Here is a 21,088-nt window from a genome sequence, read left to right on the forward strand (position 1 = left end):
TACCGCAGTATCAATGGCTTTGAGTATCACAGTTATTTCACTGAAGTTATCACTGATTCTGCAAGCTAAACCCTGTAGGGGCAAGTGATTAATCCTTGAAGGGTTAGAAATTAACTAAATTATGACGGTGAGCCCTTATGTATGGAGTGAGCGTGTTATTGAATACGTTTATACCTAAGTAAAGGCAATAACTTTGAGCATAAGTTATGAATAGGCATAATTTTGATTGTTTCGTAGTATGTAGGATGAATATATCTTTTGAATTTAGCATGAAAAAGCTTTAGTTTCTTATGATAACAATGCCATAGGATTGAATGTGAAAACCAAACTGATCACCCGTGAAGGGTACAATAAACTGAAAGCGGAACATGACCATTTGTGGCATGAAAAGCGTCCTGAGATCACTAAGATCGTGACTTGGGCGGCAAGCTTGGGTGATCGTAGTGAAAATGCCGACTACACTTTCAACAAACGTTTGTTACGGCAAATTGATCGTCGAGTGCGTTTTTTACGAAAATTTTTACCAGAAGTGACGATTGTTGATTATTCACCGCAACAAGATGGCAAAGTTTTCTTTGGCGCGTGGGTGGAAATTGAAAATGAAACCGGTGATATTAAAAAGTTTCGTATCGTTGGCCCAGAAGAAATATACGGTGATGCAAAAGGTTATATCTCAATTGATTCCCCCATGGCGCGTGCTTTATTGAAAAAAGAAGTGGATGATGAAGTGGTTGTCAAAACGCCAGAAGGCGATAAAGAGTGGTTCATCAACCATATTTCTTATGAAAAGCCATAAAAAAGGTATGTATTTGTTACAAACTGGTACTTAGTTAAAGACAACAGGCTTTATTTTTAAGTATTCTGAGCATCAAGATTGTGGTGGTTTTCGAGTACACCGATAGACAGTTAAATAGGAAGAAATGAATGCAACAAGAAAATTATAAAATTCTAGTGGTCGATGATGATGCTCGTCTGCGTTCATTGCTCGAGCGTTATTTATCAGAGCAAGGTTTTCAAGTTCGTAGCGTGGCTAATGCCGAGCAAATGGATCGCTTATTGACGCGTGAAAATTTTCATTTAATGGTGCTGGATTTAATGTTGCCCGGTGAAGATGGCTTGTCGATTTGTCGCCGTTTGCGTAAAGATAATAACCAACTTCCTATTGTGATGCTGACGGCAAAAGGCGATGAAATTGATCGCATTGTTGGTTTAGAAGTTGGTGCGGATGACTACCTACCAAAACCATTTAACCCTCGTGAATTATTAGCACGTTTACGTGCCGTATTGCGTCGTCAATCGGTAGAAGCGCCAGGTGCTCCGAGTTCTGATGAAGAGATTGTTGAATTTGGTGAATTTACTTTAAACCTAGGAACGCGTGAAATGTTCCGTGGTGAAGAGCCAATGCCACTGACTTCTGGTGAATTTGCAGTCTTAAAGATTTTGGTGACACATGCTCGTACGCCAATGTCTCGTGATAAGTTAATGAACATGGCGCGTGGTCGTGAATATTCTGCGATGGAGCGTTCAATCGACGTGCAAATTTCGCGTCTGCGTCGCATGTTAGAAGAAGACCCAAGCCACCCGCGTTATATTCAAACGGTGTGGGGTTTAGGTTATGTCTTCGTTCCTGATGGCAAGAAGGTTTAATTACGAGGGTTATATTTTCAAATTAAAGTTTGATTATAGATCTTTGTTATAAAGCGTCATCCCGGAAACGAGGAACGAGTTATCCGGGATCTCCTACCGTAACTGAGACTTAACGTGCGGTAGGGGAACCTGACGTAGCGAAGAAACTATTATTTACATATCAGCATGTTAAATTGATTTCTGCTCTTGATTAGGCTCGGTAGGAATGACGTTTTTTATTAGGATATCACTCGCTTTAAAATATCCATGAGCCACACACGTATTTTCAATAGTTTAATCGGACCCGCCCATGCTTCGCTTTCGCAGTTCACGAACTCAAACCGTATTTTTCTTGGTGGTACTCTTGATTGCCAGCCAAGTCTTGTCTTATCTGATTGTTTTCAATTACGCCTTATTACCAAGCTTAAAGCAATTCAACCGTATTCTTTCTCATGAAGTAAAAGTGATGTTAGATGAAGAGGAAATGCTTAAAACAACAGGTAATGAAGAGCGTCCGTTTCGGCGTGAATTGCTTGCCGAGCTTGGAGTGTCTATTTACCCAGATAACGCACCGGAATCACAAGAGTTTTTACATGCATCTACCATCGATTTTTTAAGTGAGGAGATGAGTGCTCAAGTCGGATCGCCAACCGAGGTGCGTTTAATCTTAGGCGAAGACAACTATGTATTATGGCTGAAAATAGAGGCCATGCCGGATCGTTTAATCCGCATTCCATTAACTGAATTACAAGAAAAAGATTTTGCTCCGTTGTTTCGCAATAGCTTATTAATCGCCTTAATGTTGATAGCAGGTATGTGGTTCTTTATTCGTTTGCAAAACCGACCTTTAGTGGCATTGGAAGCGGCTGCTAAAAAAGTGGGTAAAGGGGAAATACCTGAGCCTGTGCCTGAGCGTGGCGCTTCAGAAATCTTAGCGGTAACCAAAGCCTTTAATCAAATGTCCAAAGGCATTCAAGCATTAGAAGAAGATCGCGCTTTGTTGATGTCAGGCATTAGCCATGACTTACGCACTCCTTTAACTCGCATACGTTTAGCCACAGAAATGATGTCACCGCAAGATGACTACTTGGCTGAAAGCATGATTAAAGATACCGAAGAGTGTAATGACATCATTGGTCAGTTTATGGATTATTTAAAACCAGCTCAAATTGGTGATCATGATGCGGTTGATCTGAACCAAATGGTGTCGGATGTCGTGAGGGCGGAAAAAGATAAACACAGTATTGATTTTGAATTAGCCACTGCAGAAGGATTACGCCATGCTTTAGGCGAAGCAGTGGCCTTAAAGCGGGTTGTCTCGAATTTGGTGGTGAACGCAATTCGTTATGGTAATGGCTGGATTAAACTCTCGACTGGGATCTCGGCGGATAATAAATTGGTTTGGGTAACCGTTGAAGACAATGGCCCGGGTATTGATAAAAATCAGTTAGAGTCGTTATTTGAACCTTTTACTCGTGGTGATACTGCGCGCGGAAGTAGCGAAGGGGCCGGTTTAGGTTTAGCGATTGTGAAGCGTATTGTAAGCCAACACCAAGGCTTAATCGTCGTGACTAACCGCAGTGAAGGTGGTTTGAAAGTTCAGATCAGCATTCCGACAGTGAAGAGCAAAAAGAGTAAAGGGTAATGTGGGATTCGCTTTATGCCTTCACATATTCACTGCGCTCACCTAACCAACGTTCCACAATCGCTTTGGCATTTTGTGGATACTGTTGATGCACATGGCGGGCGATGCGTTGAACTTCGGGGATGAGGTATTGATCTCGCAATAAATCGGCAATTTTAAAATCAGCCACACCAGTTTGCTTCGTGCCTAATACTTCACCGGGGCCGCGAATTTCGAGATCTTTTTGCGCAATCACAAAGCCATCATTGCTTTCTCGCAATACGCCTAAACGTTTCTGCGCCGTTTTAGAAAGCGGCGCATGATAGAGCAACACACAATGGCTGGCGACGGAACCGCGGCCAACACGTCCACGCAGTTGGTGTAATTGTGCTAATCCTAAACGCTCTGGGTTTTCGATGATCATTAAGCTTGAGTTAGGTACATCGACCCCGACTTCAATTACAGTTGTCGCCACTAACAAATTCAATTCACCTTGTTTGAATTGTTGCATGACTTGTTGTTTTTCTGCTGACTTCATTCGACCATGTACTAAGCCTATTTTGAGTTCTGGTAATTGACGTTGCAGCTCTTCGGCGGTGTCGGCAGCAGCTTGAGCCTCTAAAACTTCTGACTCATCAATTAAAGTACACACCCAATACGCTTGTTTACCTTCTTGAGCGCAGGCTATACGTACTCTTTCTATAATGTCTTTGCGTCGAGTATCAGCAATCGCAACGGTTTGAATCGGCGTACGACCTGGCGGCAGCTCATCAATCACCGAGGTTTCTAAATCGGCGTAAGCGGTCATCGCCAAGGTTCTTGGGATCGGGGTTGCTGTCATGATCAGTTGGTGTGGGTAGCTGGCCGCTGCTTCGCTTTCAATATCGTTGTTACCATTCTCAATCTGTTTCTTGCCTTTCTCCCGCAGCTCTAAGCGCTGGTGGACACCAAACCGATGTTGCTCATCAATGATGACCAAAGTCAAGTGATCAAATTCGACGTGTTGCTGAAACAGTGCGTGAGTACCCACTATCATTTTAGCTTCACCCGATGCAATACGTTCAAGTTGAGTTTGTTTGGCTTTAGCGGTGAGTTTTCCTGCTAACCAACCAACTGAAATCCCAAGTGGTTCAAGCCATTGAGCAAAGTTGAGAGCATGCTGCTCTGCTAACAACTCCGTCGGCGCCATCAATGCAACTTGATAGCCTTGCTCTAAAGCATGAGTGGCAGCTAGTACGGCGACTAAGGTTTTTCCTGAACCAACATCCCCTTGAACCAAACGCATCATCGGGTGGTTTTTCGCCAGATCGGCTTCGATTTCTTGAACCACTCGCGCTTGAGCATTGGTAGGGATAAATGGCAAGGTGTCTAATAATGATTGCTTTAGTTTACCTGTACATGATAACGGCAAAGCTAAATCTTGCTGTCCTTTGCTACGAATCTCTAGCATAGAAAGGTTTTGAGCCAGCAGTTCTTCAATAATCAAACGTTTTTGTGCTGGGTGTTTACCTAATTCAAATTGCTGCATGTCAATGTCAGGTGAAGGACGATGAATAATATGCAGTGCTTGGTTTAAGGTAATTTGATGATCGTATAAACCACTGGGTAGAAGCTCACTGACTGCGGCACTGTCTAATAATGCTAAAGCCTGATCGGTCAGGTTTTTGAGTGTGACTTGACGTAGCCCTTCCGTGGTTGGGTAAATGGGCGTTAAACTTTGCTCTAATTCGGGCTCATTGGAGTCACTGATAAAATGGTAGTCGGGATGCATAATTTCCAACCCCATGTTTCCGCGCTTAATCTCACCATAAGCATAGAGTGGGCGGCCTTCAGCAAAACTGTTTTTCATGCCAGCATTGAAATTAAAAAACCGTAAGGTCAACGTGCCATTGCCATCACTGACTTTTACGGTCAGCATTTTCTTGCGGCCAAAATGGGTATCGCAGCTCATGACTTGGCCTTGAATGGCAGCAAACAAGCCGGCATGTAATTTAGCGATAGGGTAAATACGTGTGCGATCTTCGTAGCGCAGAGGCAGATGGAACAATAGATCTTGAACTGAGTGCAAACTCACCTTTGCTAGCTTTTCAGCCACTTTAGCCCCAACGCCAGAAAGCGAGGTGAGTGGAACAGCAGAAAGGATTTGAGTTTGCATTTAAGTTTCTCGTATTTTGTTGAGAATCCCTCGGTTTGAGTTAAGAGGACTCTGCTGAGGATTCCCTATAACATTTTGAGTCTCAATATACCGTAGGAGATCTTGGATAACGCGCCCCTCGTTTTCGGGATTACGTGTTTAGCTTTCTTGGTATGAAGCGAGACTAAGGACTCGCCCCCTAATCTTTGTACCGAATCCCTTTTTCCTGCCCATCAGGCATAGTTTTAAAACGCTTATGCAACCACATCCATTGATCGCCACCACGTAAGATGAGCTTTTCAACGGTTTTATTCATGTGAATAGCAGCGCCTTCCGGATCGCGGCGTGGAAAACCTTCACTGATATCTTGTTCAATCCGGAAGTCGTAACGAAAACCAGTACGGAAGCAAGACACCGGTAACACTGCGCATTTACTTGCATCAACTAATATACTGGTGCCAGTTGTGGTACAAGCATTGGGCACGGCAAAGAAAGGAACGAATACCGCATTTTTTGCGCCATAATCATGGTCAGGTAAATAGAATAATTTCTTACCTTTACGCAGTACCTTCAACATACCTTTGACGTCTTTTCTGTCGACCATGATATTACCACTACGAGTACGACCCCAGTGTTGAATGAAGTTGTACGCAGGGTTATTGTGTGGGCGGTAAACGCCATAGCCAGGAGAAAACAATGCACAGCAGCGCGCAGTCAATTCTAAGTTGAGGGCGTGAACACCACAAATTAAAGTGCCTCGGCCTTGTTCTTCAAATACCGTTAAGCGGTTAACGTGATGATAACCTACATGTCTTTTTAAACGCCAGTCTGGCCAAAACCATGCAATGGCCGTTTCAAAAATAGCAAAGCCAGTATTTTTAAAGTTTTCTTTGACGACGTAGTCTCGACGAGTATTGCTGATGTCGGGGAAACATAATTCTAGATTGCGTTGTGCTACTTTAACGCGTTTTTTCGCAACAAACATCGACAAGTAACCAATGCCACGACCGATCCAAAATAAAACGCGATAAGGTAAAATATTGACAAAAATTGCAGCAAAACTAAACCCGATCCAGATAAGCCAGTATTTAGGGTGCAGTAAGCGAATGGAAAATGTAGGAGGAATAAAACTGACTAATGATTCCTCTTTTTGTGCATTTTTTGTGGTTGTCATTGTTTACTCTCTAAATTAATACGTAACATGTTTCTTTAAATAAACGGCAGAGATATAAGAATAATCGTTTAAAGAAACCCTTGGTGGCTTAAGTGAGATTTTAATCAAAAATTAAAAAGAACAAAGCTTAACAAGGTGAAACATTAATCCATTTGTGCTTTTAGCAGTGCCCAGTATTGATCAAAGTTCTCTGTAGGTTGGTATTTAAAATCTGAGCGAACAAAACGATTCAAGCTGCCTTCGACTTGCCCAAGTAATTGCGCCGCTAAGATTGATTCATCCACCGAAAAACTTTTGCCTTCTCGAATTTGTCTTTCACGCAAAATTTGGCGTAATTGTGCTTCAATACGATCAAATAATTGATTGATACGACTGCGCAAACGTTCATTTTCAAACATCAATGCGTGGCCAGACATAATACGTGATAGCCCTGGATTGCGTTCCGCAAAGGCGAGTAATAACTGTAGGACTAAACGAATTCGATTTAAAGTGTCTTTTTCTTCCGCCAAAATACGGTTGATACGTGACAGCAAAGCATCTTCGATAAATTCAATTAAGCCTTCAAACATGCGCGCTTTACTTGGGAAGTGGCGATACAACGCAGCTTCTGAAACACCGACTTGTTTTGCCAGCTTAGCTGTTGTAATCCGAGACGCGCCATCGGTTGATTCTAACATTTGAGCAAGTGCCTGAAGAATTTCTTCTCGACGGTTCGTTTTTCTTGGCCCAGCCATGGTTGTTCCTTGTGTAAAGCGATATGAATAATTAAGTACCTAGTTTCTAGGAGTTTTGCTGCTACTTCTTCCCTGAATGCCCAAATCCACCTTCACCACGTTCGGTTTCGTGAAAATCTTCAACAAGATTAAATTCTGCTTGAACCACAGGAACGAAAACCAGTTGTGCGATGCGATCACCCGGTTCAATAGTAAAAGTATCTTGACCACGATTCCAAACAGAAACCATTAATTGACCTTGGTAGTCAGAATCAATCAAACCGACTAAGTTACCTAAGACAATGCCATGTTTATGACCAAGGCCAGAACGAGGCAGAATGGTTGCCGCCAAGCTAGGGTCGCCAATATGTATGGCAAGGCCTGTTGGTACTAGGTGCGTTTGCCCCGGTTCAACGGTTAAAGAATTATCTAAACAGGCACGCAAATCTAATCCTGCGGAGCCTTCTGTTGCGTAAGCGGGTAATGGAAACTGTTGGCCAATACGAGGGTCTAGAATTTTTAAATCGATTTTTTGAGCCATGATGAATAGATCTTCTTTTATTTAAGTGCTGTTTTTATTGAGAGCGCGCTTTTTATTTCGAGTATTGCTGATATTGCAATGCCACAATGTCCAATAATTGCTTGGCTAATTGTTGCTTGCTGGCGGTTTCTAAAGCTTGTTCGCCGTCTTGCCAGTATAAGTGCAGCGCATTATCGTTGCTATTAAACCCTAAACCGGCCACCGATACATCGTTTGCACAGATCATATCTAAATTTTTCTTGGCCAGTTTACCACGAGCATACTTTTCAACATCTTGGGTTTCTGCTGCAAAACCAACGGTAAATGGGCGTTGCTCTTGTAGTGCTGCGACGGAAGCGACAATATCTGGGTTTTTTACCATGACGATTTGCATTTGATCACTATCATCAGTTTTCTTGATTTTCTGATCGGCCACTTGGCTTGGGCGATAATCAGCAACGGCAGCACAACTAATGAAAATCTGATTATTGATGGCTTGTTGCATGGCCACTTGATGCATTTGTTGGGCACTTTCAACATTGATACGTTGAACGTTACTCGGGGTGTTTAATGACACTGGTCCGCTTATTAATGTGACGGTTGCGCCTAAGTTAGCCGCAGCTTCTGCAATAGCAAAGCCCATTTTACCTGAACTGTGGTTAGAGATATAACGCACAGGATCAATGGCTTCACGAGTAGGACCTGCAGTAATAGCAAGCGAAATACCTTGTAGTGGTTTTGGGCCAAAGAAATCTTCACTGTGAGCAACTAACTCCATCGGTTCTAGCATGCGGCCATAACCCACATCACCACAAGCTTGTTGCCCAGCAGCGGGGCCCCAAATCATCATGCCCCTTTGGGTTAAAACAGAGAGGTTTTCTTGGGTTGCCGCATTGGCGTACATTTGTTGATTCATCGCAGGGGCAACGGCTATCGGTGCGTCGGAAGCTAGAATTAAGGTTGTCAGTAAGTCATTACCCATACCTGCGCGCATTCTGGCAATTAAATCAGACGTTGCGGGTGCCAGTAATATTAAATCGGCCCATTTGGCCAGCTCAATATGCCCCATTGACGCTTCAGCCGCAGGATCCAATAAGCTATCAGACACTGGTCTGCCCGAGACAGCTTGCATGGTGAGCGGCGTAATGAATTCTTTAGCTGCAGGCGTCATGACAACTTGCACTTGAGCCCCGCGTTCAATTAAACGACGAGTCAAATCTGCGCATTTGTAAGCCGCAATGCCGCCACTGATCCCTAATAGGATTTTTTTACCAGCCAAGCTTTGTGGTATTAAGCTTTGTTCCATCACAATAAAGCATCCAATGTAAATTTGGTTAAGGTATTTTAGTTAGGCCCTACGCAAGTAACAAGCTCACGACTTACAGACAAAAGCCATTATTAATTAACTCAGCTGCGATAGCGAGTAAAATAGCCGAGTTAGAATTGTTTTAAGTTATCATAACTTTTCAATTTGAGGAGCGATCAAAATCGATAATCTCGCTTGTTGAGGTTGGTGAATATGTTTCGAGTCAATTATCACTTCACCTGTAACTTACCTTTATAGGAATCATTATTAAGACCAAGTGACATTTTCATCTAGATAGGTTTGAGTGTTAATCCAGACACTGCTTTTATCTTCCTTTCACTATTCATAAGGAATACTAAGTGGCTACTATGTCTTTAAAGATGCTCCCAGAAGAATCCCGCCCAAGAGAAAAATTATTAGCCCGTGGTGCTCAATCGTTATCCGACGCTGAACTTCTTGCTATTTTTCTACGTACTGGTTTGCAAGGCATGAATGCGATTGAATTGGCAGACTTCTTATTAAGAGAATTTGGCTCACTTCGTTCACTACTTTCTTCGACTCAGACTGAATTTTGCTCACACAAAGGCTTAGGATCGGCAAAATTTGCTCAATTACAAGCAGTAGTTGAGATGACCAAGCGTTATTTGGCCGAAACCTTAAAGCGTGGTGATGCTCTAACGAGCCCAGAACAAACCAAACATTATTTAAGTAGCGTATTACGAGATAGGCACAGAGAAGCCTTTTATGTGTTGTTTTTAGATAATCAACATCGGGTGATCAGTGATGAAGTGTTATTTGAAGGCACGATTGATGCAGCATCAGTTTACCCAAGAGAGGTGGTGAAACGTGCCATGCATCATAATGCCGCAGCATTGATCCTTGCGCATAATCACCCATCTGGCGTAGCAGAGCCCAGTGATGCTGATCGAAGGATCACTCGCCGTTTAGTCGATGCGATGGCGTTGGTGGATATTCGGATCCTCGATCATTTTGTGGTGGGGGATGGGGAAGTGGTGTCGTTTGCTGAAAGAGGGTGGATGTAAATAGGGACGCGATGATTCTAGGTGCTAGGGCGCTTAGCTTGTAACTAAGATAAGATTAAACAGTTCATCAGGTGAAGTGTTAACTCCGCGAATGTTGGCAGAGAGTTTGACTATTTATCTAAAAAAGTGTCGTTCAATGTGAATTACTCGTGCACGGAACATCTACAATGCTAGTTGGGTTAATGAATCTAAGTTACAGTTGGTTGTAATTGATTGATATAAATAAATTTATTGGATTTTTCTTTCTTTTTCGAGTGTTGAGAAACGAGCATTCGAGTCACACATTCACTTTTATTCAAAAAAAGACTTAGCTTTTGAGAAAAATCTGCTACAATCCGCGCACTAATTTTTAGAAACTAATTCAGCTTAGTGTTCTTGTGCAAAAAAAAGCGTTTAAAAGCTGCTCTGCTCAAAAAAAGATCGAGTTTTTCCTGAAAAGGATCCGCACAGGTCTTGAGCAATGCAAGTCAAGTTAGTATAATGCGCGACCTTTGATAGCCTTGGTATGGTTTTTCCATAGCGGTTTTTGCCCCAAGGTGATATCGAGCTGAAACGATTTGGAGAAGACATTCATGTCCCGAGTATGCCAAGTAACTGGTAAGCGTCCTGTAACGGGTAACAACCGTTCACACGCACGAAATGCTACCAAGCGTCGTTTTCTGCCGAACCTACAAACTCACCGTTTCTGGGTAGAAAGCGAAAAACGCTTTGTTAAACTACGTCTAACTGCTAAGGGTATGCGTATTATTGATAAGAAAGGCATCGATGCTGTTCTTGTTGATATCCGTGCTCGTGGCGAGAACGTATAAGAGGAATTTGAACAATGGCTAAAGGCATTCGTGAGAAAATCCGTCTAGTATCATCTGCTGGAACTGGTCACTTCTACACAACTGATAAAAACAAACGTAACATGCCAGGTAAATTTGAGATCAAGAAATTTGATCCTGTAGTTCGCCAGCACGTTATGTACAAAGAAGCTAAAATCAAGTAATTGATTTCCTCTTTGAAAGATTCAAAACCCAGACTACTTCGGTAGGCTGGGTTTTTTTTTGTCTTTTTTATCGACTACTGAGATTTTTCGTTACTTGTGATTTGAAGGTTTTGCTTTCATTGGTTGCTTCCCTGAAGCGATGAAGGTGTGATCAGGGAGCGATATTCAGCGCGTTGTGGTTAGATTCCCGCTCTCGCTTAGACTCGGCTGGAATGACGATGGGTCGCTAGGCTTGGTGGAATGACGATGAATAGCTAGATTTGATTAGAGTGATGAACCATAAGTAGACTTTCCTAGAAACTAGTCATTAAAAATTGACTCTTAGATTGATTGAGAAAGTTTTAAGAACCTTGACTTGATTTTGTCTATGAGGCACTTTCACTGGAACAAGATGTCTCTAGTCTTTCCTAGGGACTCGGATCTCGCACTAGGATATATTATGCCCGAACTACCCGAAGTTGAAGTCAGTCGAATGGGGATCACCCCGCACCTTTTAAATCAAACCATTCAAAAGATTGACGTTCGTCAACCCAAGTTACGTTGGCCTGTGCCAGAAGAAATATTATTACTTCAAGGTCAGGTGATTCGTCAAATTCGTCGTCGAGCCAAATACTTATTGATTGATACGGATACTGGAACGGCACTTATCCATTTAGGCATGTCGGGTAACTTGAGGGTATTGGAGCAATTTATTGAGCCAAATAAACATGATCATGTGGATCTTACGTTAACCAATGGCAAGGTTTTACGTTATCACGATCCAAGACGTTTTGGTGCTTGGCTATGGTGTGAAATCGATACAGAGCATGATGTGATGAGCCACCTTGGGCCAGAGCCTTTAACCGATGAATTTAATGCTCAGTACTTATTTGAAAAAGCCCAAAGCCGAAAAGTGGTCACAAAACAGTTTATTATGGATAACAAGGTAGTAGTTGGTGTTGGTAATATTTATGCAAGCGAGTCTTTATTTGGGGCAAGAGTACACCCGAAAACACTTGCCAATAAACTGACACTTCAACAGATCACTTTACTGGTAGATGAAATTAAGAAAGTGTTGGCACGCGCGATCACTCAAGGTGGGACGACGTTAAAAGATTTTAACCAAGCGGACGGTAAGCCCGGCTATTTTGCTCAAGAGCTTCAAGTGTACGGTAAAGCTGGTAAAGCTTGCCCAGTTTGTTCTGAGTTGATCCAAGAAGAGAAAATAGGGCAAAGGAATAGTTTTTTTTGTGAAAGTTGCCAGAGCAATGATGGTGGTAAGTGACATCTAGGTTGGTTTGTTCTCAACAACGCTTAGAGAGAGTGAACAAGTAGGTAAGAATCGTTATCCCTGAATCGACTAAGGAGCTATCAGGGATCTAAAGCGGCGTATGGTCAGGAGATTCTTGCTACCTTAAGCTTTAACTCGCTCTTTTACCTTACCTACTACATACGGATGCAAAAACTGATCAACACTTCCGCCATGAATCGCGACTTCACGAACGATAGTTGAAGATAGGAATGCAAACTCTTCGGTTGGGGTTAGAAACACACTTTCTAGTTCAGGCATCAGCTTCTTGTACATGCTGGTCAAACCAAATTCGTATTCGTAGTCGACCGTGGTACGCAAGCCTCGAATCAGGATATTGGCCTTCTGTTGTTTAGCAAAATCCACTAATAAGCCAGAAAAACCAACGACGGTAACATTGTCTAAGTCTTTGGTGACTTCTTTTAGCATGTCGACACGTTCATCCAATGTAAACATGGTTTTTTTACTTGGGCTTTCTGCTACGGCCACCACTATGCTGTCAAACAAGCGAGAACTACGTTTAATTAAATCAAAATGACCATTGGTAATCGGATCAAAAGTGCCTGGATAAATGGCTGGTGTAATTAATTTTGTCATTGGCTTACTCGCTGAATATCGCATTTTGAAGTTACTTGGGTATAAATGTCTTTATACAAAGATGAAGTGTGCACAATATCAAATTGTTTGAGCTTTTCCTTGCCACCCTTTTGAATTTTGCGTCTTAACGCTTTATCGTTTTCAATCTGATCAATCTGCTTGGCCAACTGTTTTGCATTACCAGGCTCACATAACAAACCTGAAATTTCATGATCAATAATGTCTGGAATACCGCCAGCATTAGAACCTATAACAGGCAAACCTGCCCCCATAGCTTCAAGAATGACAGAACCTAAACCTTCAGAATAAGAAGGGTGAATCAACAAATCGGCTGCGGCAAACCAAGTGCCCATATCTCTTTGTTTTCCCATGAAGCGAACATTGGTTAACCCCCGAGCTTCATGCTCTAACGCTTCTCGTTCTGGGCCATCGCCGAGTAGCAAAAATTGGACTCTCGGGTTACTCACACCTAATAGTTTTGCCGCTGCTACTGTGGTATTAAACCCTTTGTTTTTCAGCATGCTGGCCGCATGAATCACAATGAATTTACCACGAAATTGGTTCCAAACTTGATCGACTCTATTTTGATCAACGGGATAATTGATGGGGGAGCTAGGGATTTTATAAATGTTTGAAAAATCATTAAACTCTTCAATCTTTGAAACGATCTCATGGCTCAACCCAATTAACGCTGCTGCTTTACGATAAGCAAGTTTTGGCAACCAACTATTTTCTAATGGAGTATCTGTACGTCGTGTCACAATGTAAGGAACACCATGAAATAAATGCTGAATCAATGCCCAATAAATCGCTCGCCCTTCATGCACATGAATAGCCACACAATCTTTGGTGATCTTTTTACTGTGCGCTTTGGTGTAGTGTTTAGCAAAGACTATTTTACAACCTAATTTACGAACTTCCCGAATCCACTCACTTTTAGGGTTCATCACAACCGTAAGTTGGTAGCCTTCACGTATCTGTTGTTTGATCAGTTGTAGGGTTTGACGCTCGCCACCATTAAAGTCGCAGGCAAGATTGACGTGACATATCTTCATTTAAAATTAGTGCTTGAATTAATGAGAAAAGATAGCTTACTAGAATTTCGCAACAATGGTAGTAAATCATTAACTTCAAAGTGATTCGAATGGTAGTGCGGCAGTAATAACTTCAAGGAACGTAAGTGGATCATCAGTGATTATTTAATAATTGATTTTGTTGGTAGTTATTCTACAAAGAGTGACATAAAATCAAGTAATAAGAATAAAATGATTAGGAATGTAAAATGAAGTATTTAGTCACAGGTGCCGCTGGCTTTATTGGTTCTGCGGTTGTTGAGCGTTTATGCGATGCAGGCCACCAAGTAGTGGGCATTGATAATCTCAATGATTATTACCCTATTGAGCTAAAACACGCTCGGCTGAATCGATCTGAACATGCTAATTTTACGTTTATCGAACTTGATCTTGCGGATAGGGAAGGTATTGCCGCATTATTTGCAGAACAAGGCTTTCAGCGCGTGATTCACTTAGCGGCTCAAGCAGGAGTGCGCTATTCAATTGATAACCCAATGGCCTACGCAGACAGTAACTTGGTTGGGCACTTAACCATTTTAGAAGGCTGTCGCCATCATAAAATCGAACACCTCGTTTATGCATCCTCGAGTTCGGTCTATGGCTTGAATCAAAAAATGCCATTTAATACATCAGACAGTGTAGATCATCCTATCTCACTTTATGCGGCCACTAAAAAGTCCAATGAATTAATGGCGCACACTTATTCTCATTTATACGGCATCCCAACAACAGGTCTACGCTTCTTTACGGTATATGGCCCTTGGGGGCGACCTGATATGGCTTTATTCAAATTTACTAAAGCCATAGTAGAGGGTAAATCAATCGATGTTTACAACAACGGAAATATGCAGCGAGATTTCACCTACATTGATGACATTGTCGAAGGCGTGATCCGTATACAAGATGTTATCCCACAAAAAAATGCCGACTGGAATGTTGAAACTGGTTCACCTGCAACCAGTTCTGCGCCTTATAAAATCTACAATATCGGCAATGGCAACCCAGTGAAACTCATGGCATTTATTGAAGCACTAGAAAGCGCCCTAGGAATTGAAGCCAAAAAGAACTTTATGCCAATGCAACCGGGTGATGTATACGCCACTTATGCTGATACTGAAGATTTATTTAAAGCAACAGGTTATAAACCTGAAATGTCAGTTGAGGAAGGCGTAAATCATTTTGTTAAGTGGTATAAAGAGTTTTATTCTATATGATCATTGTATTTATGTATAAAAGCAGGTTAAAAAAATGTCTCTAAAGTTAGAATATAGTCATTCAAAAACGTATAACTTTGGTGATAATCTCAACCCGTGGCTTTGGCCTAAGTTACTCGGGGGGATTCTTGGGGAAAGCCAAGGTGCTTATTTTTTAGGTATAGGGACGATTTTAACTGAGCGCCTTATTAATGAAAAATTAGCAGGTGCACAAAAAATAGTAATTTTTTCATCAGGGGTGTGGGGGCATAGTTTACCGACCCTCACCGATAATTGTGATGTTTACGGTGTTAGAGGGCCTAGAACCGCAAAGTATTTAGGTTTAGCTGAAGAACTAGTTGTAGGTGATGGTGCATATTTATTAACACAAGTTTCTTACCCTAAAGCCCAGAAAGTTAAAGGTAAGGTTGCTTTTATACCCCACCATAAAAGTGAAGATTATATTGATTGGAACGATATCTGTACAAAGTTAGGCATAACGTTTATTTCTGCTAAACAACCTGTAGAGGACTTTCTTTTACAGATCCAAGAGTGTGAATATGTTATTGCTGAGGCAATGCATGGTGCGATAACTGCCGATGTTTTAAGAATTCCTTGGATCGGTGTTACTTTTTCACCATTGTTCGAGAAGGAGAAGTGGTTTGACTTTGCTGAAGCAATGAAGCTTGAGTTGAATTTGCAGGCACTGCCTTTCACTTCTAGCTATAAGTTACCTATGTTCAAAAATATAGAGCACGTTATTAGAAAGAAAAGCAGCGTGTTTTTTAAACATAAAATTAAATGGAAAAACCTCCCCGTAATTTGGCGCCGTTCGAGTAAACATAACGTCTTAGCATTAGAAGATAAACTGACGGAATTAAAAGAGTCATCTTTATGGCAGCTTAGTCGCCAAGAGGATTTTGATTTTATTTGTCAAAAACAAGCCAAGACATTAGACAAGTTGAAGTCTGATTTTTCTGAAAGTTAACGGAATACCAGTAATAAAAAGTCAGTATTTGAGTGAAAATCCATCTAATTTAGGCTACGTTTTTATAAACATCCATAGGTTAACTAGAGCAACGGCGATGAATGTCGATGCTCTATAAATACCTCTTTTTATGGCGATTACAGGTGTTCTAACTCTTTGCGTTCGATTACCTATAATTGAAATGGCATTTCCTGTTTTAACTGCAGGGGGAGTAACGCCATAGATAGGCTGTAAGTGCAAATAAGTATGGCGTAAAAATAAATCGACAGGCATTTTAAATGTCTGACTGCTTTTTATAAAAGCTTGAGCGCATTGAGGGGATATAATATATCCAGTTGTGCATTGAGGGATTTTAAATAAGTAACATAAAGATGAATTTCGAACTTTATCTGTTGTTATAAATAATTTTGTTCTCCACGGTTCTATACGAATGAAGCCTTTTTCTATGATCCATTGTTCACAGTCAGTAATGATCTTTTTGAAATCCTCTTGCACACTTAAGTCATCTTCTAGAACAACAATAGGTTCATTTAATTCACAAGCTTTTTCCCATGCTAAGAAATGACTGGCATAGCAACCTAATTCACCAGGTTTAGCTTCACGTCCCCGATTGATTATATAGTGATCTCTATCATAACGTTTTAATAGTGGATGTTTTCCATCTTTACCGTTAACAGCATCAATGAATTCAAAATTAATATCTTTATTTGAAAGGCTTTCCGTAACGTGCTGACGACGTTCTGTAGAAGATGGAATGCTAATAACAAAAACTTTCATAAAAGTCCTAACGGTAATTATTATTGATTATTTGAATGAGATCTTAACCATAAATCTGCATACTTACTGAAAGTATTATTCATGGTTAGCCACGCTAAAATAAAGCCTCTGCGCCCATCAAGAAAGCCCAATCGGAAAACATACATTTTCAGAAAGCTCGCAAAGGCATGTAATAAGGCTGTGGATAGGCTGCTTTTTTTCTTTCCTTCTTTATCATCAGCCCAAATCTTTATGTATTTGGTATTTTTATTAATACATTGATGTAATGAGTCATAAGTATAGTGGTGTAATTTTCCAGATAATTTTTTAATCGTGATACCTTGAGGCTCTTCCACTTTTTCATGAACCATGGCTTCATTGTATTGAGTAAGATGGGTTGGGTATAAGCGTACCAGCCAATCAGGAGACCAGCCTGAATGTTTAATAAACTGACCAAATGCAGAACTCAGCCTATTTATTTTATAAATTGTATTATCGGGATTATTTTGTAGCGCTTCTTGTATGCTTACTTTTAATTCGGGAGTAACTCGCTCATCTGCGTCTAGCCATAATACATAATCACAGGTGACATAAGTTTGTGCTAAACGGCGTTGTGGACCAAATCCAGGCCATTGAGTATTAGTGTAAATATTATTAGTGTACTGTTTGGCGATTTCAGTGGTACGGTCGTCACTTCCAGCATCCAAGATGATGATTTCATCCACCCAACCATGAACCGTATCTAAACAAGCTGCCAAATGCTTTTCTTCATTTTTAACTATTAATGCTACTGCTAGCGTTGGTTGGTTCATGAAATACCCCAAAAAGAATAATTATTGCTGAGAGAGTTTATCAAATTGTTGAATAACGGATTCTAAACTAATTTGTTGCATAAGATCAGAGCCTTTAACTCGAGTTCCCCAAGGCAGTTCAGATACCGGTTTACCATATTGTTGCAATACACAATTATCATAAACGCTCACCGTTGAGCTTAAGCTTAAATAAGGCCCAGTGCGTTGTGGATTACTATGTGCGTATAAGCCGATAACTGGGGTACCTTGGGTGGTGGCCATGTGGGCTGGACCAGAATCTGGAGCTAAAACAATATCGGCTTTTTTAAGTACGGCTAATAACTGCTTTAAATTTGTTTTTCCAATCAAGTTGGTGGCTTGCTGGCGCATGTGCTGGCCAATATCATCACCAAGCTGGATTTCTCTTTGACTTGGAGAGCCACATAACACCACTTGGTAGCCTTGACTGATCGCATGATCCGCGAATTGGGCATAACGTTCAGTTAACCAGTTACGTTCATCTTTACTGGCTGCTGGGCTGATCACTAAGGTTGGTTGCTGTGGATCAATATGAGTGTTGACCCAAATAACGTCCTCACTGTTAATGGGCATATCCCACTTTGCAGGGGACTTAGGTACACCTAAATAGTCAACGAATGATAAAAAACTGTCCAGAACGTGCTGTGATTGAATGTCGTCAATTTTCTTGTTAGTAAACAGCCATTGCCCTTCTTTGGCGCGCTTTTTATTAAAACCCACTTTGTATTTGGCCTTTATACCTGTTGTGAGCAAGCTTGCTCTTAAGGCGAGTTGCATATGCACTAAGGCGTCAAATTTGTGATGTTTAAGCTGCTGCCATACGGCTTTCATGCCGGCATAGCCTGCTTTTTTATCAAAAATGACAAACTCTATACCGTCTAACCCATCTAATAATTGCGCTTCTACTTTACCAATAATCCAGGTGATCTTGGTTTCAGGCCAATGCCGTTGTACTGCTTGCACGGCAGCGACAGCATGACAAACATCGCCAATGGCGGACAACCTTAGAAAACACAATGATTTAGGCGAAGATGTGAATAAAGGCATAAGACCGTTCGAGTTAAAAAATGTAAAAAGATTATAGGGGAATATGGAGAGAGTGACTAGAGTAGCAGGGGTTTAGTAACGTTTAGACAGTAAGCTTATTTATCGGTATATTCTGAACCCATGAAAACATTGAAATTACATAAACAAGTCATTTGGTATGACGACACCTTAATAAGCCAGCAAATTGAGCAGTGTTTAGAGGCACAATATTGGCAGCAACAAGGGAAAGTCATTGGTTCAGCGCAAGGCCGAGGCACCACATGGTTTGTTCAAACGGAAAAACTCCCCGCGGCACTTCGTCATTATCGTCGAGGTGGGCTGTTTGGCAAATTGGTAAAAGATCATTACTGGTTCTCTAGCTGGCACAACACTCGCAGTTTTCAAGAATTTCAATTATTACAACATTTGATCCAATCGGGTGTGAATGTCCCTAAACCGATTGCCGCTCGCGCAATGAAGCGAACGTTTTGTTATCAAGCGGATATTTTGACGCAAAAAATTGATAACGCTCAAGACTTAGTGGGCATCTTACAAAAGCAACCTTTAGAGCCTGAGATCTACCGCTTAATCGGGCAACAAATCCGTCGTTTGCATGAGGCCAATGTGAATCATACTGATTTGAATATTCATAATATTCTGTTAGATGGTAACGATTGCGTTTGGATTATTGATTTTGATAAGTGCCATCAAGAGCCTGCTCGAGCAGAAGTGACTCTTTCCGCTTGGAAGCAATCGAATTTAGATAGGCTATTACGTTCATTTAATAAAGAACTCAATAAGCGCAACATTCAGTGGTCACAAGAGCGAGATTGGCAGGCCTTACTTGAAGGATATCGTCAACATTCAATGAATTAAGATCTTCTCTCCAAACCCTGTTTAGGTATGGAGTCGTATCTCTTTTATACAGGGTTTGGCAGTTGGATAGCCTCTACTGTTTTTTGAACGGCGCCTTTATTACGATGAACCACTGCTAACGCTCGTTCGCCATACAGGCTCCTTTCTTGTTTATTGGCAAATAGTTGCTTCATTTGAGAGGTTAATTCATCAATATTTTGGCAAATGAGAGCGGCTTTTGCTTGGGTCAGTTGCTCGGTAATATCGGTAAAGTTGTAGTATGACGGGCCAATAATACAAGGTAAGCCAAGCGCAGCAGGTTCTAATAAATTATGCCCACCGACTTTATCGCCGAGTAAACTTCCTCCCATAAAACACACATCACTGGCCGCAAGTAGCACCAACATCTCACCCATGGTATCGGCAAGATACACTTGAGTATGTTCAACATTCGCGGATGTTTGTGTTCGGCGAGCAGCAGTAAAGCCTTGAGAAAGGCAAAGCTGGTGAACATCATTAAAACGTTCAGGATGCCTTGGCACTAAAATTAATAAAGCGTTAGGGTCTTGCTGTAGCAAAGCTTGATGCACCATGAGCACTTGTTCATCTTCGCCATGATGAGTGCTTGCTGCAACCCAAACTGATCGTTTCTGACCAAGCTGTTGCCTCAAGGCTTGACCTGAAGTGGTAACACTATCTGCAATATCAATATCAAACTTTAAGCTACCGGTAACGCTAACACGCTCAGTAGCGATACCAAGCCTAATAAAGCGATCCGCATCATCTTGATGTTGACATAGCACTTGATCAATATGTCGAGCCAGTAAATTGAAGATGGATTGAAATTTTTGATAGCGAAGGGCAGATCGTTCCGATAATCGAGCATTAATCACTGTTATAGGGATACCTGATTTTGCCACATGATGCAGAGTATTTGGCCACAGCTCGGTTTCCATAATGAGCATGATTTGTGGGCGAATGGCTTTCACAAAACCTTTGACTGCAAAAGGAAAATCCAATGGCATATAACGGTGCTCGGCAATAGCACTTAGCTTTTCAGCCTGCTCTGCACCGGTACTGGTTGTCGTGGTGATCACGATAGGAATGTTTGGGTATTGCTGTTTCAGAGCTTTGATAAACGGGGTTGCTGCAATCGTCTCACCAACTGAAACGGTATGAATCCATATAGGTTGTACCGCGGTGTCTGCTAATACTGGCGTGCGTCCGAAATGTTCTTTCCAGCGCGCCCCAAAACTCGGTTTACCCGCTTTTTTCTTATATAAGCCAAATAAGAGAACAGGGGAAAGCAAAGCAAGTAAAACCGTGTAAAGATAGCGGATCACAATGAGTA

General features: G+C 41.5%; 21 protein-coding genes. 10 read left to right on the plus strand and 11 right to left on the minus strand.

Annotated elements, in window-relative coordinates:
- The first annotated feature begins 316 nt into the window (after positions 1-316).
- From greB to envZ, 3 genes are all read left to right on the plus strand, one after another.
- Positions 317-796 (plus strand): transcription elongation factor GreB, encoded by a 480-nt coding sequence (greB, locus tag A1QC_RS01755; protein WP_017026656.1) that lies wholly within the window; start codon positions 317-319, stop codon positions 794-796.
- Positions 797-924: 128 nt separating this feature from the next.
- Positions 925-1,647, plus strand: a complete 723-nt coding sequence (gene ompR / locus A1QC_RS01760) for an osmolarity response regulator transcription factor OmpR (RefSeq protein ID WP_017026657.1) — start codon at positions 925-927, stop codon at positions 1,645-1,647.
- Positions 1,648-1,936: 289 nt separating this feature from the next.
- Positions 1,937-3,271 (plus strand): two-component system sensor histidine kinase EnvZ, encoded by a 1,335-nt coding sequence (gene envZ / locus A1QC_RS01765; protein ID WP_017026658.1) that lies wholly within the window; start codon positions 1,937-1,939, stop codon positions 3,269-3,271.
- Positions 3,272-3,284: 13 nt separating this feature from the next.
- Here the strand turns inward: envZ and recG are convergent, their stop codons facing one another.
- From recG to coaBC, 5 genes are all read right to left on the minus strand, one after another.
- Complete coding sequence (gene recG, locus A1QC_RS01770) at positions 3,285-5,405, minus strand: ATP-dependent DNA helicase RecG (protein WP_017026659.1); 2,121 nt, start codon at positions 5,403-5,405, stop codon at positions 3,285-3,287.
- 178 nt (positions 5,406-5,583) lie between these two features.
- Positions 5,584-6,558 carry an LpxL/LpxP family Kdo(2)-lipid IV(A) lauroyl/palmitoleoyl acyltransferase gene (lpxL, locus tag A1QC_RS01775; RefSeq protein WP_017026660.1) on the minus strand — a complete coding sequence of 325 codons (975 nt, stop codon included), beginning with the start codon at positions 6,556-6,558 and terminating at the stop codon, positions 5,584-5,586.
- A 143-nt stretch (positions 6,559-6,701) separates the two neighbouring features.
- Positions 6,702-7,292 carry a nucleoid occlusion factor SlmA gene (gene slmA, locus A1QC_RS01780; RefSeq protein WP_017026661.1) on the minus strand — a complete coding sequence of 197 codons (591 nt, stop codon included), beginning with the start codon at positions 7,290-7,292 and terminating at the stop codon, positions 6,702-6,704.
- A gap of 61 nt (positions 7,293-7,353) precedes the next feature.
- Positions 7,354-7,812, minus strand: a complete 459-nt coding sequence (gene dut / locus A1QC_RS01785; protein WP_017026662.1) for a dUTP diphosphatase — start codon at positions 7,810-7,812, stop codon at positions 7,354-7,356.
- Between the two features lie 52 nt (positions 7,813-7,864).
- A complete protein-coding gene (gene coaBC, locus A1QC_RS01790) occupies positions 7,865-9,097 on the minus strand; it encodes a bifunctional phosphopantothenoylcysteine decarboxylase/phosphopantothenate--cysteine ligase CoaBC (protein ID WP_017026663.1) in 1,233 nt (410 codons plus the stop codon).
- A gap of 368 nt (positions 9,098-9,465) precedes the next feature.
- Here coaBC and radC point away from each other — a divergent pair, with 368 nt between their 5' ends.
- The 4 genes from radC to mutM all read left to right on the plus strand — a co-directional run bounded on the left by radC (position 9,466) and on the right by mutM (position 12,395).
- Complete coding sequence (gene radC, locus A1QC_RS01795; RefSeq protein WP_026026026.1) at positions 9,466-10,140, plus strand: RadC family protein; 675 nt, start codon at positions 9,466-9,468, stop codon at positions 10,138-10,140.
- Between the two features lie 572 nt (positions 10,141-10,712).
- Positions 10,713-10,949: a 50S ribosomal protein L28 gene (gene rpmB / locus A1QC_RS01800; RefSeq protein WP_004728407.1), complete on the plus strand. Its 237-nt coding sequence runs from the start codon at positions 10,713-10,715 to the stop codon at positions 10,947-10,949.
- A gap of 14 nt (positions 10,950-10,963) precedes the next feature.
- The gene (rpmG, locus tag A1QC_RS01805) at positions 10,964-11,131 is read left to right on the plus strand and encodes a 50S ribosomal protein L33 (RefSeq protein WP_002535344.1); all 168 of its coding nucleotides are present in this window, start codon (positions 10,964-10,966) and stop codon (positions 11,129-11,131) included.
- Positions 11,132-11,570: 439 nt separating this feature from the next.
- A complete protein-coding gene (gene mutM, locus A1QC_RS01810) occupies positions 11,571-12,395 on the plus strand; it encodes a bifunctional DNA-formamidopyrimidine glycosylase/DNA-(apurinic or apyrimidinic site) lyase (protein WP_017026665.1) in 825 nt (274 codons plus the stop codon).
- A 129-nt stretch (positions 12,396-12,524) separates the two neighbouring features.
- On the opposite strand, the gene coaD is transcribed toward mutM, so the two are convergent.
- Both coaD and A1QC_RS01820 read right to left on the minus strand, forming a co-directional pair.
- Positions 12,525-13,016: a pantetheine-phosphate adenylyltransferase gene (gene coaD, locus A1QC_RS01815; protein WP_017026666.1), complete on the minus strand. Its 492-nt coding sequence runs from the start codon at positions 13,014-13,016 to the stop codon at positions 12,525-12,527.
- Complete coding sequence (locus A1QC_RS01820; RefSeq protein WP_017026667.1) at positions 13,013-14,071, minus strand: glycosyltransferase family 4 protein; 1,059 nt, start codon at positions 14,069-14,071, stop codon at positions 13,013-13,015. The genes coaD and A1QC_RS01820 overlap by 4 nt, the downstream gene beginning before the upstream one ends.
- A gap of 227 nt (positions 14,072-14,298) precedes the next feature.
- Here A1QC_RS01820 and A1QC_RS01825 point away from each other — a divergent pair, with 227 nt between their 5' ends.
- Both A1QC_RS01825 and A1QC_RS01830 read left to right on the plus strand, forming a co-directional pair.
- Positions 14,299-15,303 carry an NAD-dependent epimerase gene (locus tag A1QC_RS01825; protein ID WP_017026668.1) on the plus strand — a complete coding sequence of 335 codons (1,005 nt, stop codon included), beginning with the start codon at positions 14,299-14,301 and terminating at the stop codon, positions 15,301-15,303.
- Between the two features lie 34 nt (positions 15,304-15,337).
- Positions 15,338-16,270, plus strand: coding sequence for a polysaccharide pyruvyl transferase family protein (locus A1QC_RS01830; protein ID WP_017026669.1), 933 nt, complete (start codon positions 15,338-15,340; stop codon positions 16,268-16,270).
- A 54-nt stretch (positions 16,271-16,324) separates the two neighbouring features.
- On the opposite strand, the gene A1QC_RS01835 is transcribed toward A1QC_RS01830, so the two are convergent.
- Genes A1QC_RS01835 through A1QC_RS01845 form a run of 3 tightly spaced genes read right to left on the minus strand, consistent with a single transcriptional unit; the run spans position 16,325 to position 18,903 of the window.
- Positions 16,325-17,047, minus strand: a complete 723-nt coding sequence (locus A1QC_RS01835; RefSeq protein ID WP_017026670.1) for a glycosyltransferase family 25 protein — start codon at positions 17,045-17,047, stop codon at positions 16,325-16,327.
- Positions 17,048-17,067: 20 nt separating this feature from the next.
- A complete protein-coding gene (locus A1QC_RS01840) occupies positions 17,068-17,838 on the minus strand; it encodes a glycosyltransferase family 2 protein (RefSeq protein ID WP_017026671.1) in 771 nt (256 codons plus the stop codon).
- A 21-nt stretch (positions 17,839-17,859) separates the two neighbouring features.
- Positions 17,860-18,903 carry a glycosyltransferase family 9 protein gene (locus tag A1QC_RS01845; protein ID WP_026026027.1) on the minus strand — a complete coding sequence of 348 codons (1,044 nt, stop codon included), beginning with the start codon at positions 18,901-18,903 and terminating at the stop codon, positions 17,860-17,862.
- Between the two features lie 120 nt (positions 18,904-19,023).
- On the opposite strand from A1QC_RS01845, the gene A1QC_RS01850 reads away from it, so the two are divergent.
- Complete coding sequence (locus A1QC_RS01850) at positions 19,024-19,758, plus strand: 3-deoxy-D-manno-octulosonic acid kinase (RefSeq protein ID WP_017026673.1); 735 nt, start codon at positions 19,024-19,026, stop codon at positions 19,756-19,758.
- Positions 19,759-19,802: 44 nt separating this feature from the next.
- On the opposite strand, the gene waaA is transcribed toward A1QC_RS01850, so the two are convergent.
- Positions 19,803-21,083, minus strand: a complete 1,281-nt coding sequence (gene waaA / locus A1QC_RS01855; protein ID WP_026026028.1) for a lipid IV(A) 3-deoxy-D-manno-octulosonic acid transferase — start codon at positions 21,081-21,083, stop codon at positions 19,803-19,805.
- Between the last annotated feature and the right edge of the window lie 5 nt (positions 21,084-21,088).

The sequence above is a fragment of the Vibrio rumoiensis 1S-45 genome (assembly GCF_000286955.2).
Taxonomy (GTDB): Bacteria; Pseudomonadota; Gammaproteobacteria; order Enterobacterales; family Vibrionaceae; genus Vibrio; species Vibrio rumoiensis_A.